Annotated in this window: 16 protein-coding genes and 1 riboswitch; of the genes, 4 read left to right on the top strand and 12 right to left on the bottom strand. The window is 51.7% G+C overall.

What is annotated here, in order from left to right:
* Positions 1-214 precede the first annotated feature (214 nt).
* Positions 215-370: a hypothetical protein gene (locus EDM58_RS25740; RefSeq protein ID WP_171819431.1), complete on the top strand. Its 156-nt coding sequence runs from the start codon at positions 215-217 to the stop codon at positions 368-370.
* 148 nt (positions 371-518) lie between these two features.
* On the opposite strand, the gene EDM58_RS14995 is transcribed toward EDM58_RS25740, so the two are convergent.
* From EDM58_RS14995 to EDM58_RS14985, 3 genes are all read right to left on the bottom strand, one after another.
* Entirely contained in the window at positions 519-1,517 is a 999-nt protein-coding gene (locus EDM58_RS14995; RefSeq protein ID WP_122914062.1) for an ABC transporter permease, read from the bottom strand.
* A gap of 1 nt (position 1,518) precedes the next feature.
* On the bottom strand, positions 1,519-3,003 hold the full coding sequence (locus EDM58_RS14990) for a sugar ABC transporter ATP-binding protein (RefSeq protein ID WP_122914061.1): 1,485 nt from the start codon (positions 3,001-3,003) through the stop codon (positions 1,519-1,521).
* 74 nt (positions 3,004-3,077) lie between these two features.
* Complete coding sequence (locus tag EDM58_RS14985; protein ID WP_122914060.1) at positions 3,078-4,112, bottom strand: sugar ABC transporter substrate-binding protein; 1,035 nt, start codon at positions 4,110-4,112, stop codon at positions 3,078-3,080.
* Between the two features lie 106 nt (positions 4,113-4,218).
* Positions 4,219-4,337: riboswitch (SAM riboswitch) on the bottom strand.
* Positions 4,338-4,506: 169 nt separating this feature from the next.
* Here EDM58_RS14985 and EDM58_RS14980 point away from each other — a divergent pair.
* Entirely contained in the window at positions 4,507-5,757 is a 1,251-nt protein-coding gene (locus EDM58_RS14980) for a sensor histidine kinase (RefSeq protein WP_122914059.1), read from the top strand.
* A gap of 78 nt (positions 5,758-5,835) precedes the next feature.
* The gene (locus EDM58_RS14975; RefSeq protein WP_122914058.1) at positions 5,836-6,948 is read left to right on the top strand and encodes a hypothetical protein; all 1,113 of its coding nucleotides are present in this window, start codon (positions 5,836-5,838) and stop codon (positions 6,946-6,948) included.
* 83 nt (positions 6,949-7,031) lie between these two features.
* On the opposite strand, the gene EDM58_RS14970 is transcribed toward EDM58_RS14975, so the two are convergent.
* The 7 genes from EDM58_RS14970 to EDM58_RS14940 all read right to left on the bottom strand — a co-directional run bounded on the left by EDM58_RS14970 (position 7,032) and on the right by EDM58_RS14940 (position 13,531).
* Positions 7,032-8,603, bottom strand: coding sequence for a phytoene desaturase family protein (locus EDM58_RS14970; RefSeq protein ID WP_122914057.1), 1,572 nt, complete (start codon positions 8,601-8,603; stop codon positions 7,032-7,034).
* A gap of 36 nt (positions 8,604-8,639) precedes the next feature.
* Positions 8,640-10,214, bottom strand: a complete 1,575-nt coding sequence (locus EDM58_RS14965) for a phytoene desaturase family protein (RefSeq protein ID WP_122914056.1) — start codon at positions 10,212-10,214, stop codon at positions 8,640-8,642.
* Between the two features lie 111 nt (positions 10,215-10,325).
* A complete protein-coding gene (locus EDM58_RS14960; protein WP_122914055.1) occupies positions 10,326-10,964 on the bottom strand; it encodes a Crp/Fnr family transcriptional regulator in 639 nt (212 codons plus the stop codon).
* Between the two features lie 42 nt (positions 10,965-11,006).
* Positions 11,007-11,288: a hypothetical protein gene (locus tag EDM58_RS14955; RefSeq protein ID WP_425455622.1), complete on the bottom strand. Its 282-nt coding sequence runs from the start codon at positions 11,286-11,288 to the stop codon at positions 11,007-11,009.
* Positions 11,289-11,297: 9 nt separating this feature from the next.
* Complete coding sequence (locus EDM58_RS14950; RefSeq protein WP_122914053.1) at positions 11,298-11,522, bottom strand: riboflavin kinase; 225 nt, start codon at positions 11,520-11,522, stop codon at positions 11,298-11,300.
* Between the two features lie 100 nt (positions 11,523-11,622).
* Complete coding sequence (locus EDM58_RS14945) at positions 11,623-12,675, bottom strand: LLM class flavin-dependent oxidoreductase (RefSeq protein WP_183187521.1); 1,053 nt, start codon at positions 12,673-12,675, stop codon at positions 11,623-11,625.
* 196 nt (positions 12,676-12,871) lie between these two features.
* Positions 12,872-13,531, bottom strand: coding sequence for a response regulator (locus tag EDM58_RS14940; protein ID WP_183187520.1), 660 nt, complete (start codon positions 13,529-13,531; stop codon positions 12,872-12,874).
* A gap of 61 nt (positions 13,532-13,592) precedes the next feature.
* Here EDM58_RS14940 and EDM58_RS14935 point away from each other — a divergent pair, with 61 nt between their 5' ends.
* On the top strand, positions 13,593-15,911 hold the full coding sequence (locus EDM58_RS14935; RefSeq protein ID WP_122914050.1) for an ATP-binding protein: 2,319 nt from the start codon (positions 13,593-13,595) through the stop codon (positions 15,909-15,911).
* 67 nt (positions 15,912-15,978) lie between these two features.
* Here the strand turns inward: EDM58_RS14935 and EDM58_RS14930 are convergent, their stop codons facing one another.
* Both EDM58_RS14930 and EDM58_RS14925 read right to left on the bottom strand, forming a co-directional pair.
* The gene (locus EDM58_RS14930) at positions 15,979-16,479 is read right to left on the bottom strand and encodes a flavin reductase family protein (protein WP_122914049.1); all 501 of its coding nucleotides are present in this window, start codon (positions 16,477-16,479) and stop codon (positions 15,979-15,981) included.
* Between the two features lie 40 nt (positions 16,480-16,519).
* Positions 16,520-17,965, bottom strand: a complete 1,446-nt coding sequence (locus EDM58_RS14925; protein WP_122914048.1) for a purine-cytosine permease family protein — start codon at positions 17,963-17,965, stop codon at positions 16,520-16,522.
* Positions 17,966-18,069: the final 104 nt, after the last annotated feature.

Here is an 18,069-nt window from a genome sequence, read left to right as displayed (position 1 = left end):
AAAACGTGTTCCGCCTTTTCCATTGCGCCTGGGTCAAGCTCCCAAATACCTTGCGCTTTTTCCCCTTTTTCCTCGACCAGCTGTTGGGTGAGCCTCCTGCTTTAATCTATCTTGCATTGATGGAAAAAGCGTAGCCTCTCTGAATCGATAACATAGAGATTGCGCTTACCTTTTAAATAAGCCTGTTGAAAACCTACTGTTCCGGAGGAGAAGCATGTTTCCAGGCGGAGCGACTAGCGGAGTCCAACTTAGCGGAACAGCGAAGCCCGGGGAGACAGAAGCGCAACCTATGAGTAAACTGGCGGAGCTGCGCGCCGTTTTGCGCTTCCCCCGGGATCGCTGTGGAGCGGACAGTCTAACATCTTTGTAGGACGTAGACCGGAGCGTAGATCGGAAACATGCTTCTCCCCCCTACAGCTACTTTCTCGACACTTGAAAACCCAGCACCTAAGGGCACTGGGCTTGTTTTGCAGATATTGGGAAAAGACTTGGCAGGGCTCTTCTATAGAACCAACCTTTCACGCTTTAGCCTTCCTTCTCACCTGATAATAGGTAACGGCCAACGCCAGGGCGAGCACGACGCCTTTGATAATATCGTAGGCGTAATAGGGTAGATTGAGCATCGTCATGCCATTGAGCAGCACGCCGATCAGGATCGCACCCACGAAGGTTCCAAATACATTGGGCTTGCCCACCCCGAAGACGGAAAAACCGACGAAGGCTGCGGCTACGGCGTCCATCAGCATCGAGCTGCCGCTGCTCACCTGCCCGGTCCCGATCCGGGCCGCCAGAAGCATCCCGCCCAATCCGGCGAACAGCGCGGACAAGACGTACGCGAGTGTCCGGTAGCGATTGACGGGAATCCCCGACAAGCGGGCGGCTTCGAGATTGCCCCCGGTCATGTAGAGCATCCGTCCTTGTTTGGTATAAGTAAGATAGACATGCGTGATCGCTACCAAGAGAAAGGTCAGAATGACCGGGACGGGCAGCGAAAACAGCTCGCCCTGGCCCAGCCACAGGAACCACTCCTGGAATTTGCCCGGCGCATTCGTCCCGTCGGTCATCGGCATGTTGGCGTAGATGGAATAACCCTTGGAATAGGTCATGTGCAGCCCGTTGACGATGTAGAGCATCGCCAGCGTAGCGAGCAGGTCGGGAATGCGAATTTTCACGACGAGGAACGCATTGACCAGACCGACGAGAAGACTGAGAGCGATCGGCACGATGAGCGTAATCAGCATCCCCTGCTCATACCAGACCATCATCGACGCGACGATGACAGTCGTCAGCGATACGGTCGAGCCTACAGAGAGGTCGAAGCCTCCTACGATCAAGGAAAAGGTCACGCCGATCGCGACGAAGGTCACAATCGAGATGGATCGCAAAATATCCTTGATATTGTCATAGGTGAAAAAATAAGGGTTGGTCAGGCTGAAATAAAGAACGACGAGTGCAATCACAGCTACAGTCCCGTATTTATAGACGAGATCAAACAAACTGATTTTTGGCCTCTCCATCCTACTCACCTCCACTAGCGTAATACATGATCTGTTCTTGCGTCGCTTCCCCGCGCAGGAATTCCTTGACGATTCGGCCTTCCGTCATGACCAGAATCCGGTCTGCGATCCCCAACACCTCAGGGAATTCGCAGGAAAAATAGAGGACGCCCTTTTTGTTGGCAGCCAGATTGCCGATCAGGCGGTAAATATCGCTTTTCGCCCCGATATCTACACCCTTGGTCGGTTCGTCAAAGATAAAAAGAGAGGCATCCGTATCGAGCCACTTGCCGATTGCTACCTTTTGCTGGTTGCCGCCGCTGAGCAACCCGACCAATTGACTGCTGTCGGCGGTTTTGACCCCGACTCTTTTGATCAGCTCGTTGGCCTGCAAGGCCTCCAAACTCTGGCGGACAAACCCGAACACAGACGCGAGCGTTGCCACCGACAAATTATGCTTGACCGACTCCTCTACGAAAATCCCTTCCTTGCGCCTTTCCTCCGGTACGAGAACGATCCCGGCATCGACAGCGTCCTTCGGAGATTGCAGCCGCAGCTTTCTGCCCTTCAGGCTGATTTCGCCCGCATCCCACGGATCGGCTCCAAACAGCAGACGAGCCAGCTCGGTCTTGCCTGCTCCGACCAGGCCAACGACACCGACGATCTCCCCTTCTCGGACGTGCAGGTCCGCCCCGCGCACCTTGCCGCCTTGGACTCCTGTGGCCTCCAGCAGGGTCTCCCCGATCTCAGCCTCCACCTTGGGGAACTCCTCATCGAAGCTTTTGCCCAGCATGTGGCTGATCACTTCGTCCATCGTGATCTCGGACGTCCTGGCTGTATGCACACGCTGTCCATCCCGCATAATCGTCATGGAATCGCAAATCTGGAAAATCTCCGGCAAGCGGTGTGAGATGTAGATGATCCCCACCCCTGCTTGCTTCAATTGGGCAATGATCTGAAACAATCGCTCGGACTCGCGATTGCTCAATGGCGCAGTCGGCTCGTCGAAAATGACGAACTTCGCTTTTTGCACTGTCGCCCGGGCGATCAGGATCAACTGTTTTTCAGACAGCGTACAGGCATCTACCGTTTTCCGTACGGGAATGGCAAAACCAAAGCCGCGCAAGATCTCTTCCGCCTGGTCGTACAGCTGCTTCCAACGGATCAGCCCCGTCCCCTTTGACTGGACAACCTGGTCGAGCAGAATATTCTCCGCCACGCTCAGATACGGGATGAGTGCGGTATCCACTTCCTGGTAGACGCATTGCACACCATGCGATTTGGCGGCCTGCGGCGAATCGATCTGCAATGGCTCGCCCGCGATGGAGATCGAGCCTCCATCTGCCTGATAGGCTCCGGTCAAGATTTTCATCAAGGTGCTTTTGCCCGCTCCATTGGCGCCCAGAAGCGCGTGCACCTCTCCTGCCTTCACTTCAAAATCTACCCCGCGCAAAGCCGGAACACCGGAAAACGCTTTGACGATTCCCTTCATTTCTAATACCGGCACAGTTTGCACCCCCTTGAGAATGGGAAGATTCCCGTCGATCGCTCAACGGGAATCACCAAACAGCACGATCTGTCTTATTTGCCCCAATCCGGAATGTATTGCGGCAAGTCTGCCATTGTCACTTTTTTATCCTTCGGCAAATCAGCTTGTTTGACCAGCAACGGATTCAGCTTCACACTGTCAGGAACTTCTTCCCCTTTGATTTTCTTGAAAACAGTCTCCGCATGGATGCGGCCGATGCTGGATGGGTCTACTGCTGCCGTCGCTGCCCAAGGCGAGTTGGCATCCTGCATCAATTGCAGATCCTCGTCGCTCAAATCGATGCTGTACACCTTGATCTCGGTACGTCCGGCCTGTTGGATCGCACGAGTCGCGCCTTTGGCGAATTCATCCCAGGACGCCCAGACTGCTGTAATATCTCCTTTATTCGGGTATTGGCGCAGGATCGCTTCCATTTGTGTCTGGGTATCGACGGCTGTATTGTTGGTTGCGCTGCCGAAAGCCGCGATTTCTTTAATATCCGGATACTTCTTCAGGAATTCCTCATACTTCACTTGACGTTTTTCCATCGGGGCGAAGCCAGCGACCCAGATCTTGACGATGTTTCCTTTGCCGTCGTGCTCGCTCGCCAATTGCTCCAGGCTCAGCTCAGCCAGCTTGTGGTCATCCTGCTCTACGACAGGCACTCCCGGAATGCTGATGTCCGTATCGAACAATACGACCGGGATTTTCTTGTCGACCGCCTTTTGCGTCCCTTGCTGCAAAGCCTCTGCAGTCCCGTGGTCGATCAGGATGCCGTCGAAGTTCTGGTTGACGGCTGCATCCAGATTGGACGCCATTTTGGAAAGATCCGTATTGGCGTTGAAAACGGTCAGCTCTCCGCCGTTTTTCTCTACTTCAGTCTTGACGCCGTTGACATACTGGGCGGAGAAGGTTCCGACGTCCTGGCGCATGATCAGCGCGATCCGCTTTTTCTCGCCGCCTGCCGCAGTTCCGCTTCCGCCTTCACTTCCACTTCCACTCCCGCTTCCATTACCGCCACCGCAGGCCGTCAGAAGCACAGACAGTCCCAATGCCAAAAATCCAATCCGACTAAAATGCTTTTTCATATCGTTTTACCCCCTTTTACTTTTGCACTATCCAGAGAAGAGGGCTCCACCATTAAAAAAGCCTCTTTTCTATAGAAGAAAGAGGCTTCAATCAACGGATCTACGCCTCTTATCTGTCAGGTAGCGCGCTACCTGTAGGAATTAGCACCTTGGTACGCCGGTAATGCTGCGTACTAGGTTGCCGGGCTTCATAGGGCCAGTCCCTCAGCCTTCTCTGGATAAGAGTAATTGAAATATTGTTACTTTTATAAGTTCTATAGAGAATATAAAGCATGAATCACCCAGATGTCAACTTGGTTTTTTTCGCACATTTACTGGAAAGGAAACCATAAATACTTTGTCGAAAAGTATCGTATGATCATGTTTTGACTATCAAGTCTGGCGGGGATGCGAATTGAGTCTGATAAAAGAAATCATTCTCCAACTCTTTTTTGCGCTTACACCCTTTGTCCTGTTCAATATCTACTACCGGGACAAAATTAGAAACTACAGTCCGTCCTTCATCCTCTTCACCAGCTTCATCACCCTTTTATTAGCGATGACCTTTTCTTCCAGCGCCGCCCAAGGAGTTATTTTTGATATTCGCTATGCCATCATTTTCTTCGGTCTTGTTTACGGAGGAATGAAGATTGGTTTGATCCTTTTGGCTGAATTTGTCCTCTACCGCCTCTATCTCGGCGGGGACGGAAAATGGGTCGCCTTGCTGATCCTTCTGTGCTGCTTCACGCTAGCCGTAGTGTTTTCCCGTGCCTACCGCACTACCCAGCGCAAAACCACCATTGTCGTGCTGGCTGGCATCGTCTTTTCGATTACCCCGCTCATCATGACCTACTCCTTTTTACAGCCTTATTTCATGCAAAATGTTCCCTATCATTTGATCGTGATACCGTTGCAAAACTGTGTAGGTGTCTGGCTTCTCATGACCTTGTTCGGCAAAGCCGTAGAAGACAAGGAGATCTTTATCCGTCATGCCCAAAACGAGAAGCTCGCTACGATCAGCCACGTCGCATCCTCCATGGTTCATGAGGTTCGCAACCCGCTGACAGCCGTAAAAGGCTTTTTGACCCTGATCAAGGAAGCTCCCCAAGATCTTCCCAAAGTGGAGCAATACATCACCATCTGTCTCGATGAAGTCAAACGGACGGAGGCCATTCTAAGCGACTATCTCTCCATCTCCAAACCGCTGTCGGAGCGCCAGGAGCAGGTCGATCTCTCGCAACAGCTCCATATCGTGCACGACGTCATGTATCCTTTTGCAATCATGAACAATGTGGAATTGGAGATAAAAGAGCCGGGCGTGCCCGTCATGATCCAAGCCAATCCGGATGAAATCAAGCAGGTGCTGGTCAACTTTATCAAAAACGCGGTCGAAGCCTGTTGCGATATCGAAGAAGGAAAAGTAACCCTGTCGCTGACCCGGGAAGCTAATTCTGTGATCCTGGAGATTCGGGACAACGGGATTGGCATGAGCGAAAGCGATATCAACCGACTTGGGACCGTCTATTTTTCCACGAAATCCAGCGGCACTGGTCTTGGCCTTACGTATTCCTACAACGCCATCCAGGTCATGGGCGGCAAAATTGGCGTGAGCAGCAAACCGCGCATGGGAACGATTTTTACGATTTCCTTTCCCGCCCAGACATGAGCATCACCACGGTTCGCAACTTTTTGCCAGCTGTTCCCGTATGTATGAGAAGAACCAAACTTGGAAGGGGGACTCTGGATGTTGGAAATACGAGGCGGAAAAGATCTCAAGTATTCCAGTGAGCTTCCGGCCTGGTCACGGTATGTTCACTTCGCTATTATTGGCTTCCTGGGTCTTATCGCACTGGCTATCTTCTCATTTGGAATGTACCTGCTGATTTACGAAAGCGATTGGATATTTTCTTTTATCCTCGCTGGTCTCGGCATTTTCATCGGATGGATATGTTGGATTCTTATCGGCATCACCCGGTTTCAGCACGAGGTGATCATGAAGATCGAATTGCGAGAAGATGGATTCTTCACCTCCGTTCAGAACCTCAAGACGGGCAAGCTATTCGAAGAGCTTGTCCCCTTTGCACAAATGGATGAAGTGTTGATCGGACGAATTTTCCGTTATGTACAGACACCCAAAAATGTACCCCGGTATTACATAGCTGGCGCAAAAATCATTATGGTCTGGACAGATGAACAAGGAAAACGGCAATTCGGCACGTTTGGCGAGGAGAAACAAGAGAATCTGGACTTATGGATCGAACGTTTCAGGCAAAACGGTGTACCTGTTTACAACACACAGCTCAACATCACGCAGGTGAATCACCCCCAACTGTCAGAAGCATACGAGCAGATTCCCAAACTGCCCTACGACGGAGAATCCCCTTATTTTCAAACAGGCTTGAAGATTTACGATCCTACTCCGGAATGGAAAAGCGCGGAGATGCTCGCCAATGAAGAAGCGAAGAAGCGCCGAAATGACGTGCGATTTTTTCGACCATTATTTATCGGGGTTATCGTTTTCAACTTCCTGGTCGCCCTTCTCTGGATGCCCGGATGGGGGATCGAGGATGAGTTGTTCAATGAAGCGTCCCCTTCGACTGCTATCACGCTGAGCAATGTGGCTCTTCTGTTCCTTGCCCGAACTTATTGGCGGAAAAAGGCCAGATGGTACCGTCCTCTGGTGGACACCCTGATCATGTTTGCCGTCCATGCCATGGGTGTTTCGGCTTCCCTGCTGAATGCGCCCTTGCAGGAGTACGTGTACGATGCCTTATTCGTTGAGAATTTTACGATGGGAGTCTTCCTCGGGGGTGCTTATTTCATCACACGTTTGTTCGTCTATCGGATTATCCGCTGAGGGCTTGAGTTGCCCCCAAGCACAAAAAAACAGGGCCTTTCCCAATCGTCCAAAGATTTGGGAACAGCCCTTTTTTCATTTGCTCAACCCTTCATCGCCTTCACAGCCAGGTACCCGGATGTTCCGCCCAGTCCTGCCCCCGGATGGGTAGAGGCACCGATGTGGTAGAGATTTCGAATCGGCGTTTCGTGCCGTTTGTAGCCCGTGCCTGGTCGAAAGAATAAAAATTGATCCACGGATGAGGAACCGGAGTACGGGTCTCCCCCCACGAGATTCGGATTGTAACGCTCCAGCTCGACAGGCGATATCACGACGCGTTTGAGGATCGATTCCTTGAATTGCGGGACGTGCCGGCTGATCCGCTCCTCGATCCGGTCGGCATAAGCCTTTACCACTTGATCGGTATACCCGCCTGTGGTATCGATCTCACCCAATGCGTCTCCCGCCAGATTGCGCGGCATTTCCTGCAATTGGATCCACAGCGTGTGCTTGCCCTCCGGAGCCCGGCTCGGATCGTAAGCTGTATGTTGTCCCAGGACGATGGTTCCTTCCCTGGGCAGCAAGCCATTGACAGCTTCCGTGACAGACTGGCTTACTCCATTCACACCGCTTGTCAGATGAATGATGGCGGCGCGCTTCAATTCCTCGTCCTTCCAGTCAAGCGGACGGTCCAGGGCGTAATGAATCTGCATATCCGCACGTCCGTACTGGTAGTTTCTCGCATCCTTGCGCACCTGTGGAGGAACGAGTTCGGGTGCAAGCAGCTTCTCGTACAGCTGCTGCGGCGTTACATTTGCCAGCACATACTGAGCCAGGTACTCGCTCTTGTCCTGTGTCTGTACGCCTTTTACCCGGCCATTCTCCACGAGGATTTGTTCGACATGGGCGTTGGTGATGAACTCCCCGCCGTGATCGATCACCAATTTCATGATTGCTTTGACCAGTTCCGTGCCTCCCCCTTTGGGGATCGGCATGCTCGCTGCTTCCAGAGTAAACACGATAAGCTGTGCCATGATGCTGCCCGCCGCATCGTCCGGACCGACGCCTGTATGCAAAATCCAGGGCGCGAACAGCGCCTTGATCGCATCGCTTTGAAAATGCTGGTCCAGCCATTTGCGGGTAGGGGCGACCATACTCCCGACGTGGCGGGTAAATTCCGCAACTCCTTTGCTGCGCAGGGACCTCAGTACGGATTGGATCGCTGCCCAGGACATCGGCTCGTTGCCAAACATCGTGAAGATCATTTCAGAGTTGGCTTCAAAGTATTTCATCGCCTCCTGATAGCGATCTCCGTCACCCGGCATCAGGCGATTGAACGCATCGATGTTTTGCTGCCTGTTATTGTACAGCACCGCGCTGCGCTGATCGGGTAGAATGACGCCGGTCGGAACGTCGGTGTTGACGTACTCAAGCCCGTTTCGATGCAGGTCGTCCTTTAGTTCTCCATAAGCGGGACCGGTAACAAACAGCGGATGCCAGCCTGAGAAAACATCGTGCTTGAACCCAGGCAACGTGATCTCATCCGTCCGAATGCAGCCCCCGATCCAGGCGCTTCTCTCCAATACCAGCACTTTCTGCCCTTTTTTCGCCAACAATGCGGCTGCTGTCAAAGAATTGATCCCACTGCCAATGATCACGGTGTCAAAACGTTTCATTGATAACCCCCCTCCCCTAATCGGACGTGTTGCGTTTTATGATTTCAACAGTTGCTGGGCCAGCAAATAGCCGGAAGTGGCATTCAACCCGCCGCCAGGCCAGGTCGAGGCGCCTGTCAGATACAGCCCGTCTACCGGCGTCTTGTATCGCGACCAGCCCGGCACCGGACGGAAGAGAAAATGCTGATCCAGATGGTGACTGCCGGAGATGCTGTCGCCGCCTACCAGATTGGGGTTGGCTATCTCCAGATCACGCGGCGAAAAGACAGTACGGGCGATCACGCGCGACGACAGATTTGGAGCGTACTGCTCCAGCTTTTTCATTACCCGGTCCGCGTATGCTTCCTTCATCTGCTCCCAAGGGCCGATCTGGATTTCATCCAGCGAATCCCGCTTGGGTCTGGCAGGCAAAGCGCGCACCTGAATCCATAAGGTATGCTTGCCCGCAGGCGCACGCGTCGGGTCAAACGCAGTCTGCTGCCCAACGACGAGCATCGGACTGGCCGGCAGATCGCCATTCAGCGCATCCGCGTAAGTGCGGGCCACATCCTCGACATACGGTCCGATATGCACGTAGGCAAACTTGTCGAAGTCTTCTCCGGCATTCCACTCCAGAGGTCCATCCAAGGCGAGGTGAATCATCATCGTTCCCGGACCGTAACGGAATTTTTTGTACCGCTCCACATAGGTGTCTGGCAGCACTTCGCGATCCAGCAGCTTCGTGACTAGCTGCGTCGGCGTAATGTTGCCGATGACTCCCTTTTTGGCATGAATCGCTTTGCCGTTGCCCAGCATCACCCCTACCGCGCGATTGTTTTGCACCAAAACTCTCTCCACCGGGTGATGGGTCAGCACCTGGCCTCCGCGTTTTTCCAAAGCCTTGATCATGCTCGTGATCAGGTTGCTGATTCCGCCTTTGGCGATCGCCATTCCGTTGCGATGGTCCAGCGGCGGTTCCACGAAGGGAAATTGCGCGCCGCCGGATACATCCGGTCCGAAATCGAGGTGGAACGCCCACGGAATAAACAAGGCTTGCACCTTCTCATTCTCAAACCAATGCTCTGCAAACTGGCGCGGGCTTTTCAATATCATGCTGCCTAATTCCACGGTCTTGGCGTAGCCGAGCGCTCTCCACATCCGGTAAAGCTGACGGGCGGCCAGCCAGGAAGGCAACGGCAGCTGCAGCAAGGGCAAGAAATGCGGTGCCGTCTGATCGAAAAATCTCAACAGCGCTTGCCAAGCTTCGGCATCATGGCTGGATTGTCTGCGAAACTGCTCCATCGTCTTTTCCGGGTCCGTATACACACCGATCCCGTCACCATCGGGAAAAACGCTGGCAAACGGCTGATCGCTCACTGCCAGATCAAAACCGTTCTGGTGAAATTCTGTCTTCATCTCTTGATAGATCTGCGAGCCGAGAAACAACCCGATGTTGGTCGCATATAGGTCGTGTGTGAAGCCCGGTACTGTCGCTTCCCCGCTGCGGGACGCGCCCCCTGGTTGCTGCGCTTGCTCCAGAACCAGAACCCGATGCCCAGCCTGCGCCAGCTTCAAGGCGCAAACAAGGCCGTTATGGCCTGATCCGATGATGATATAATCCGCGTCGTGCATAAAATCCCTTCACCTCTTCGATAAGTAAGGCTGCTTATATAAACGGTACAAGTACCGGAAACTCTGGCTTGTTACTGGAAGAAATCAAAATGATAGCTGTGCATGAAATCGTCAATGATAGATTCTGCTGAGCTTTTCCTGCTCCTTGATCACAATCATGCGATTCTGGATATCAATTAGATTGCTCTCTCTCCATTTTTTCAACACTTTGTAGACGGTAATTCGGGTCAAACCAGTACAGTTCGCGATGTCCTGCTGGGTCATGGAAATTTTGTCCGAACGGTATGTCTTTCTGAACTTGGAGAGGGAATAAGCGATATACTGCTCCGCTGTAAACGCTTTCAAAAGAATGTCTTCACTTAATATTCTCATTTTTTGCACAATTGAGTCTACAAAGAAAGGCAGGAAATCTGGACAGGCTTGCACCATCTCTCTGAATGCCGCCTTGGAGAAGTAATAGAGGACTGTATTTTCTACTGCAATGGCGGAAGAAAAGTAAGCCAACTCGTCGATCGCCTGCTCGCCAAACAACTTCCCTTCCCCGTGCATATCCAGGATTTTCTGGCTGCCATCCGGTTTTACCGTCACAATCTTGACCAATCCCGAATGCAAGTAATAAAAGCCTGAACCTACCTCGCCCTGTGAATAGATGACCGCTTTTTGTTTTTTAAACTGTCTTTCGCCATATTTGAGGTAGGGCTGCCAGGACACATTTTGTTCTTGATGCTTGTGGTTTAAAATCATCGACATACAATGCCCCCCTAATCGTGAAAGATACGTTTGCAAAAGCCGCTAACTCAAGTGCGCATTGGTAAATGAATCCAGCTTTTCGATCAAGCCTCCATTGCCGAACTTATAGGAGGATTTTTTGTTCAGCTTTGCAGAACGGGCGCCAATAAACTGTAAAAACGAGAGAATGATACGCCGGCGCAAGACGATATCCCGATGTCCCTTTTGATAGAAATACGCGTCAATGGTGTTGTAGATTCCCCGATTGATGCCATATGCGTTTTCGCAAACCCGGCAAAACGAAATATCAGGCAAATGGATGTCTTCCTCCACGGCACATCGCATTTCAATCACCTATCCCTTCCTTCCCCAAAAGATTTTGGCTTTGGGCAAACCGCTTCCGTACGGCATCCCGTAGACGCCAAGCGGCAGCTCCAGCTTTTCCTGCACCGAGAGATTTGCTGTCGGAAACCCGATTTTTCTGCCGAGCTGTTGACCAGATACTACCCTCCCGGTAAAGGATACCATGAATTTGCGATCGGGGATGTTAACCAGTTCACGAATTTGCTGAATTTTCATTGCAATCCCCCCGAAAAAATTGCTCCTTCCATGAGAAAGAAGGGGTAATCCCTGTTATCAGAAATTACCCGCTTCGCTTCCTCTACATGTACAGGCGCGTTTATTTAAAGTTCGGAATGATGTGCTTGCTGATCAGCTCTTGCTGCTTGATCACTTTCCAATGATCCATGCCGCCATAGTTGGTCAAGAAATCAATCTCCGTCAAGCCTTCTACTTCCCGCTTCACGCGCTCGATTTTTTCGCAGATTTCTTCCGGCGTTCCGATCCAGACCACATCGCCCTCAGTGATTTGCTCGTACGTCATATCCGCCAGTTTTTCGAGAATGCCTTTGGCGTAGAAGTTGAAGCCTGCGTTGATCATGCGGTCTTTGTTGGGCAGTTTTACGGTTGGCGCACTATTGCCCGCGAGGAAGTTCTTGAAGTGTTTTTCCGACTCCTTGCGAATCTGTGCAGCGTCGTCATCCATATAGACTGCATGCAGCCATACAACCTGCGGCTCATTGCCGTATTTATGGCAGGCGTCGCGGTAGATATTGAGCTGTTCTTTCAGGTTTTCAAGCGGCAGCAATGGCGGGACGAAGATTCCCCATCCTTTCATGCCGGCTTGCTCGTACGTACGATTGCTCGTTCCGCCTGTATAGTACGGCATTTTCTTTTGCAGCGGCTTTGGCACGATGTCCACGTCCTTGGCCGTGAAAAATTCGCCTTGGAAGTTGACGCGTCCTTCACTCAAGCCTTGCTCCAGAATCGCCAGCGCTTCTTCAAATCTCGGCTTGGCTTCCTCGATCGGAACGATGCCTTCATCCGGGAATACCCAGGCGTGTCCACGTCCAACCCCAACCTCAATCCGGCCGTCCGTCAGAATGTCCGCGACAGCGATCTCACCCGCCATGCGCAGCGGATTCACTTGCGGCAAGATGTGCAAGGCTGTACGGAAGCGGATGTGACGAGTCTGATGGGCCACAGCAGCATAGACCGCGAGTGGATTGGCAGAAACGGAGAACTTCGAAAAATGATGATGATCGATAAGCGAGTAAACGTCGAAGCCCGCTTGATCAGCATGAATAATCTGCTTGATCACTTCATCGTACACTTGCTTTTCTGTCTTACCGTTCGACAGTTGCATTTCGGAATACAGTCCAAATTTCATCATTCGACTCCCCTTTGCATGTCTACCGTAAATATTTGTATTTTTTTGTTTCATTTTCTACTTTAAGCGACAAAGAGCCGAAATGTATATGTGTAGTCCCGTAACTTCGGGATTTTCGCCATGCAAAAAAGCTTGGTCCTACCAAACGGCAACACCAAGCTCTGTATGATTGCGCAGTCTTTTCCCATCTGCTGTCCCACTAGGGATCCATGTGGGCTGTGCCGATTTTCCCGAACTTCTCAATCGCCTCCGCCCTTGATTTCACATTCAGTTTTTGATAAATATTGGTTAAATAATACTCGATCGAACGCGTCGTCATAAACAGCTCCTTGGCGATTTGCTTGTTGGTTAACCCGCGCCCGACCATACTCAAAATATAGCTTTCCTTTTCGCTGAGCGGCTGATCTTTGTTGCTGGCTTTGCTTTTCGTCTTCTGAAAGTCTATCTGGTGAAACAAGCTAAGCGGAATGATGGTTTCTCCTCCCTGGACGGCCTCCATCATGCGAATCACCTGTTGCGGTGTGGCTTCTTTTGTCAGCACGCCGCTGATGCCGATCGCGATCAGCTTTTGCAGGATCGGCATGTAATTCATGCCGGTAAAAATCACAACATGGGCCTCGGGTCCGCACTCTTTGATTTGTCTGGCTACTTCAATTCCCTCCATGTCGGGCAGCTTGAGATCCAACAGGATGATGTCCGGCTGATATTGCTTAAACATTTCGACAGCCTCTTTTCCCCGATCCGCTACGCCGACTACTTCCATATCCTCGACCGACTCAAGAATAAATCGCGTGCCGAAACTGACTGTAGGGTGATCGTCGACGATCAATACCTTTATACGCTTGGAAGCAACCTTCATTCCCCTCATCCTTTCTCTTTCGCGCACTCATCACAGTACAACAAGAAGGTGGTCGTTATGCTTGAAGAACAGATCGAATCTATCTGACGCCATGTCGGCACAAATACAGGATAAAATGAGACAAACCCTGCAAAACCTGCAAAACGTAGTCTTTACCTATACCAAACGCGAAGACGGAACCCTCATCTACAATCTGTATGAAGGCAGGATTGCGGAAGAGCTCGGCTTGACCACAGACCGGATCTACGGCAAGACGCTGCACGAGGTGTTTACTGCGGAAAAAGCGGATTACCTCACGCATTTTTACAACGAAGCCTTCAAAGGTACTACGGTTACCTATGAATTCGAATACGCAGGCAGAATCTTCTACAACGTTCTCTCCCCTATCGTGGCGGACGGGGAAGTTGTCGAGGTCGTCGGCTCTGCCATCGACATATCCGACCGTAAAAAAATGGAGCTGGAGCTGGCAAAAGCTCGCGACCAAGCCTTGCTGTCATCCCGCCTGAAATCGGAGTTCTTGTCCACGATGAGCCATGAAATCCGCACGCCGATGAACGGCATTATCGGCATGCTGGATTTGCTGCTGCAGTCCCCCCTCAATGCCGATCAGCAACGGTACGCCAACATCATCAAAAACTCGGCAAACTCTCTGCTGGCGATCATCAACGACATCCTGGACTTTTCCAAAATGGAAGCAGGAAAAACAGAGTTGGAAATCCATGATTTTCAGCTTCTGTCCCTGGTGGAGGACATCCTCGAGCTGATGGCCGCAAAAGCGATGGGCAAACAGCTCTCTCTCTATGCCTATGTAGATCCGTCCATACCCGCTGTCTTGCGTGGCGACAGCGGCCGTATTCGTCAAACGCTGCTCAATCTGATTGGAAATGCGATCAAATTTACCAATCAAGGAGAAATCGCGATTCGTGTCACAGTCGAAACACCGCATCCCAGGACGCCCATCATCACATTTTCTGTACGCGATACCGGGATCGGCATCCCCGAGTCAGCATTTCCTAGACTGTTCCAGCCGTTTACCCAGATTGACGGCTCAGCCTCCCGCCAATTCGGCGGTACGGGGCTGGGGCTGTCCATTTGCAAGCATATCGTGCAAATGATGGAAGGAACGATCGATTTTGAAAGCGAAGTGGACAAAGGTTCTACTTTCACCTTCTCCATTCCGCTGGAAGTCGCGCCTGACCATCCGGAGCCGGCCCGATCCCCTGCTCTGCCCAAGCGGATTTTGTGCCTATTGAAATGCCAGCGCGAGTTTGCGCATATCCGGGAGATCCTGTCTCACCTCGACGTGTCATGCGTCTGCGCGGCGAATGTAGCTGACGCCTGCAGCCTGTATACCGAGTCGGCCCAGGGAGATCCTTTTCAGGTGCTCATCACAGACGTGGAGGAATATGAATTACTACCATTATACCCCAATTTAAAAGGTTCGCTTAAACCGAAAATCATAAAGATTCACTCCTCCTTTCCTTCCATGCATGAAAAGAAGCAGAGCGGGGCGTATCCACTGTCATTCGACAGCTACCTGTCCAGACCCATCAAGCAGTCCCAGTTGCTCTACCTGCTGGGGCATTTGCAGGACAGAGAAGTGCAGCAGTCTTTTCCCCATCTGACGGAACCGGCGCATCCCGGGAATTATTCCTATCAGATCCTGGTCGCGGAGGATAATGAGGTGAATGCCGAGATCGTCATGCTCCAATTGCAGCAGCTCGGCCTGTACCCGCATCACGCCAAAAACGGGATCGAAGCGCTCTCTTTTATCGCCAGACACAACTACGACTTGATTCTGATGGATTGCCAAATGCCGGAAATGAATGGCTTCGAGACGACCCGCCGCATCCGCCACAGCGAGTTGAGCCATGGGCGTCATGTTCCCATTGTTGCGCTCACAGCCAATGCGATGCGCGAAGATCGTGAGCTCTGTCTGGAAGCCGGGATGGATGATTATCTGAGCAAACCCTTTACATACGAACAGCTTCAATCGATTTTAAAAAAATGGCTTCCCGGCATACGTCCCACAAAACTGCTGTTCGACAAAGACAAGGTCACGCAGCTTTTTCGCGGGGATCGCCAGGAAGGCAAACAAAAGTGGCTCGCCTTGATACAAACTTTTGAAAAGCAAAACCACAAGGCTCTGACCGAGTTGAAAGAGGCTGTTGCGAAGCGGGACCGGCAAGCATTCTCCAGTATTATCCATTCGACGAGATCGGGCTGCGCCTTCATCGGCGCCATTAGTCTCGTCGAGCTTCTGACTCAGTTGGAGGAAATCGATTGTGCTGTACGGCCTGAAGAAGCATCTGCAAGGCTGTCAACGATACAGGAGGAATTCGGAAAGGTGCATGCGTATTTACGGGGATTGCAGCTTTGATGGCAAAAGGGAAAAGCCAGTATTCGACTTGTTGCGAATGCTGGCTTTTTGAAATTGCTAGGAGAGATTATTCGAACCAACTGGGCGGGATGCTGCCAACTTTGCGCCGGAAATACAGCAGGGGATTCTTGTCGGTCTTCTCAATGTGCACGACCTCGCCGATAAAGATTGTGTGATCACCAGCCTCTACGGTTTGGACCGTCTGGCATTCCATCAGTCCCAGCGCTTCGGGCAAAATGGGAAGCCGGCGCTCCGACCAGCTCCACTCCACATCATCAAACTTGTTGGGTTCTCTGCTTGAGAATCGCCAGCATACCTCGTTCTGGTCCTCTGCAAGGATATGAACGGCAAACCTGCCTGCCTGTCTGAAGGCGTTCAGCGATCCCGCCCTGGCATCTACACAAAAGAGGACCAGAAGCGGTTCGATGGAGACGGAGACAAGCGAATTGGCTGTCAACCCTGCCGGTTTCCCTTCCGCACCCTCAGTCGTGATGATCGTCACTCCCGTCGGATAGCTCCCCATGATGGCTTTGAAAATATCGGCGTTGCTATTCACATCCGTTTGCATTCGCGTTCCTCCCTTTCTCCTATCCCCCTTGATGTCTTCTCTATCTATTTGCAGTGTTCCATTCCGTACCGGTCACCGTGTACGCAGGTTTGAACACGTACAAGCGCAGCAGCGGATACACAACCCCGGAAATCACCAGGGATGTAAAGAATTCAATCGGAATCCACGTATTCAACACATAGTGGGCAAGCACAACGCCGATTACTGTGGAAATCACCCCGGACCAATTGACCTCCTCTGCGCCAAAACGGCTCGTATCCTGATGCCCCAGCTTGGGACGCACAAGGAAGTAATCGGCGATCATAATCCCGGCGAAGCAGGTGGTGATGACCCCGAGAATGGTGATCCAGGCGTTCACCAGAGCGAGAATCTGTCCGTACAGCATGATCAGGCCAATGATGTTCGCCAGCACCACGAAGACAAATCTCCCCGGCTTCCAATTGAGATTGTCAAAGAGATTGGACAACGCCAACGAGCCGCTGTAGGTGTTGAGCACCTGCGCCTTGAACTGGGCCAGGACCATCAGGATAAACCCGATGATTCCGCCAAAGATGATGAAGGCTGCTGCGATGCTGTCCGGGCTTTGCAGGGCGGTCTGTGCTGCTGTAGCTGCATCCATGCCTTGCACTTTCATATAGTAGTCCGTGATGGTCGGCATTCCGGCAAACATCACCAAGCCGCCGATTGTCAGCATGCAGATATCCATTGCGATGTTCCCCAAAAATGCAGCGATCCCGATGTCCCTGGATCTGCGGGCATAACGGCCGAAATCTGCGTCTACCAGCGCCAATGCCCCAGCCGACCCGATCAGCACGTTGATGCCGAAGATCAACTTGTCCGTATCGCTGGTCACTCCCATCCCTGCGAGTACCTCCGGCGGAAACTGCGCTCCGAATGACAGAACCGAGCTCCAGGACTGACCGGATACCGCGATAATGTCAAAGAGCATATACAGAAGCACCCCGAAAAATGCGACCAGCGAGTATGAGGATACCTTCGCCACCAGCTTGAAGCCAAAAGTCGTAATGACAATCCATAATATCGTCAGTATGCCGTAGATCACAATTTTGGCAGTTAGCGTATCCTCGATCCCGAAGAAGAATAGAAAGCCTTTGTATAGCAAAGCATTCTCAATCGCCAGGAAGCCCAGGATCATGAATCCGTAAATGGCGGAAGCGATGATCGAACCCTTGTTGCCGAAGCCGTATATACGCGACATCACCGTGCTGGACAGCCCTGATTTGAAAGCGATATGTCCTACCGCCCAGCCGAGCGCTCCCCCCACGACCGTCACGATCAGACCTGCGATGATGCCGATTTTGATTCCTGCGACAAACGTGACCAATGCTCCGAAAAACAATTGAATCAGCGTAGTGGCGATTCCCGCCGTATTCCACGATAGACTCAACCACCCCTGACGTTCGGACTCAGGCACACTCTCCAATGCGTGATCTTCAATGACAGATTGCATATTCTTCTCGCTCATAGACGAACCACCCTTGATATTCAATTTTTTATGGAGTTATGATTACTGAATATTCCAAATATTGCGAATAAAAGTGGAGGCAAGAGCAAAATGAAAGGTTGATC

Source organism: Brevibacillus panacihumi (genome assembly GCF_003710985.1).
Lineage (GTDB): Bacteria > Bacillota > Bacilli > Brevibacillales > Brevibacillaceae > Brevibacillus > Brevibacillus panacihumi.
The sequence above is the reverse complement of the archived record's forward strand: the minus strand, read 5'-3'. Positions and strand labels throughout refer to the sequence as shown.

Bases quoted from the DNA above. Each gene is read 5' to 3' on its own strand.
- EDM58_RS25740 (WP_171819431.1), top strand. From the start codon at position 215: ATGTTTCCAGGCGGAGCGACTAGCGGAGTCCAACTTAGCGGAACAGCG.
- EDM58_RS14995 (WP_122914062.1), bottom strand. From the start codon at position 1,517: ATGGAGAGGCCAAAAATCAGTTTGTTTGATCTCGTCTATAAATACGGG.
- EDM58_RS14985 (WP_122914060.1), bottom strand. From the start codon at position 4,112: ATGAAAAAGCATTTTAGTCGGATTGGATTTTTGGCATTGGGACTGTCT.
- EDM58_RS14975 (WP_122914058.1), top strand. From the start codon at position 5,836: ATGTTGGAAATACGAGGCGGAAAAGATCTCAAGTATTCCAGTGAGCTT.
- EDM58_RS14970 (WP_122914057.1), bottom strand. From the start codon at position 8,603: ATGAAACGTTTTGACACCGTGATCATTGGCAGTGGGATCAATTCTTTG.
- EDM58_RS14965 (WP_122914056.1), bottom strand. From the start codon at position 10,214: ATGCACGACGCGGATTATATCATCATCGGATCAGGCCATAACGGCCTT.
- EDM58_RS14960 (WP_122914055.1), bottom strand. From the start codon at position 10,964: ATGTCGATGATTTTAAACCACAAGCATCAAGAACAAAATGTGTCCTGG.
- EDM58_RS14955 (WP_425455622.1), bottom strand. From the start codon at position 11,288: ATGCGATGTGCCGTGGAGGAAGACATCCATTTGCCTGATATTTCGTTT.
- EDM58_RS14950 (WP_122914053.1), bottom strand. From the start codon at position 11,522: ATGAAAATTCAGCAAATTCGTGAACTGGTTAACATCCCCGATCGCAAA.
- EDM58_RS14945 (WP_183187521.1), bottom strand. From the start codon at position 12,675: ATGATGAAATTTGGACTGTATTCCGAAATGCAACTGTCGAACGGTAAG.
- EDM58_RS14940 (WP_183187520.1), bottom strand. From the start codon at position 13,531: ATGAAGGTTGCTTCCAAGCGTATAAAGGTATTGATCGTCGACGATCAC.
- EDM58_RS14930 (WP_122914049.1), bottom strand. From the start codon at position 16,479: ATGCAAACGGATGTGAATAGCAACGCCGATATTTTCAAAGCCATCATG.
- EDM58_RS14925 (WP_122914048.1), bottom strand. From the start codon at position 17,965: ATGAGCGAGAAGAATATGCAATCTGTCATTGAAGATCACGCATTGGAG.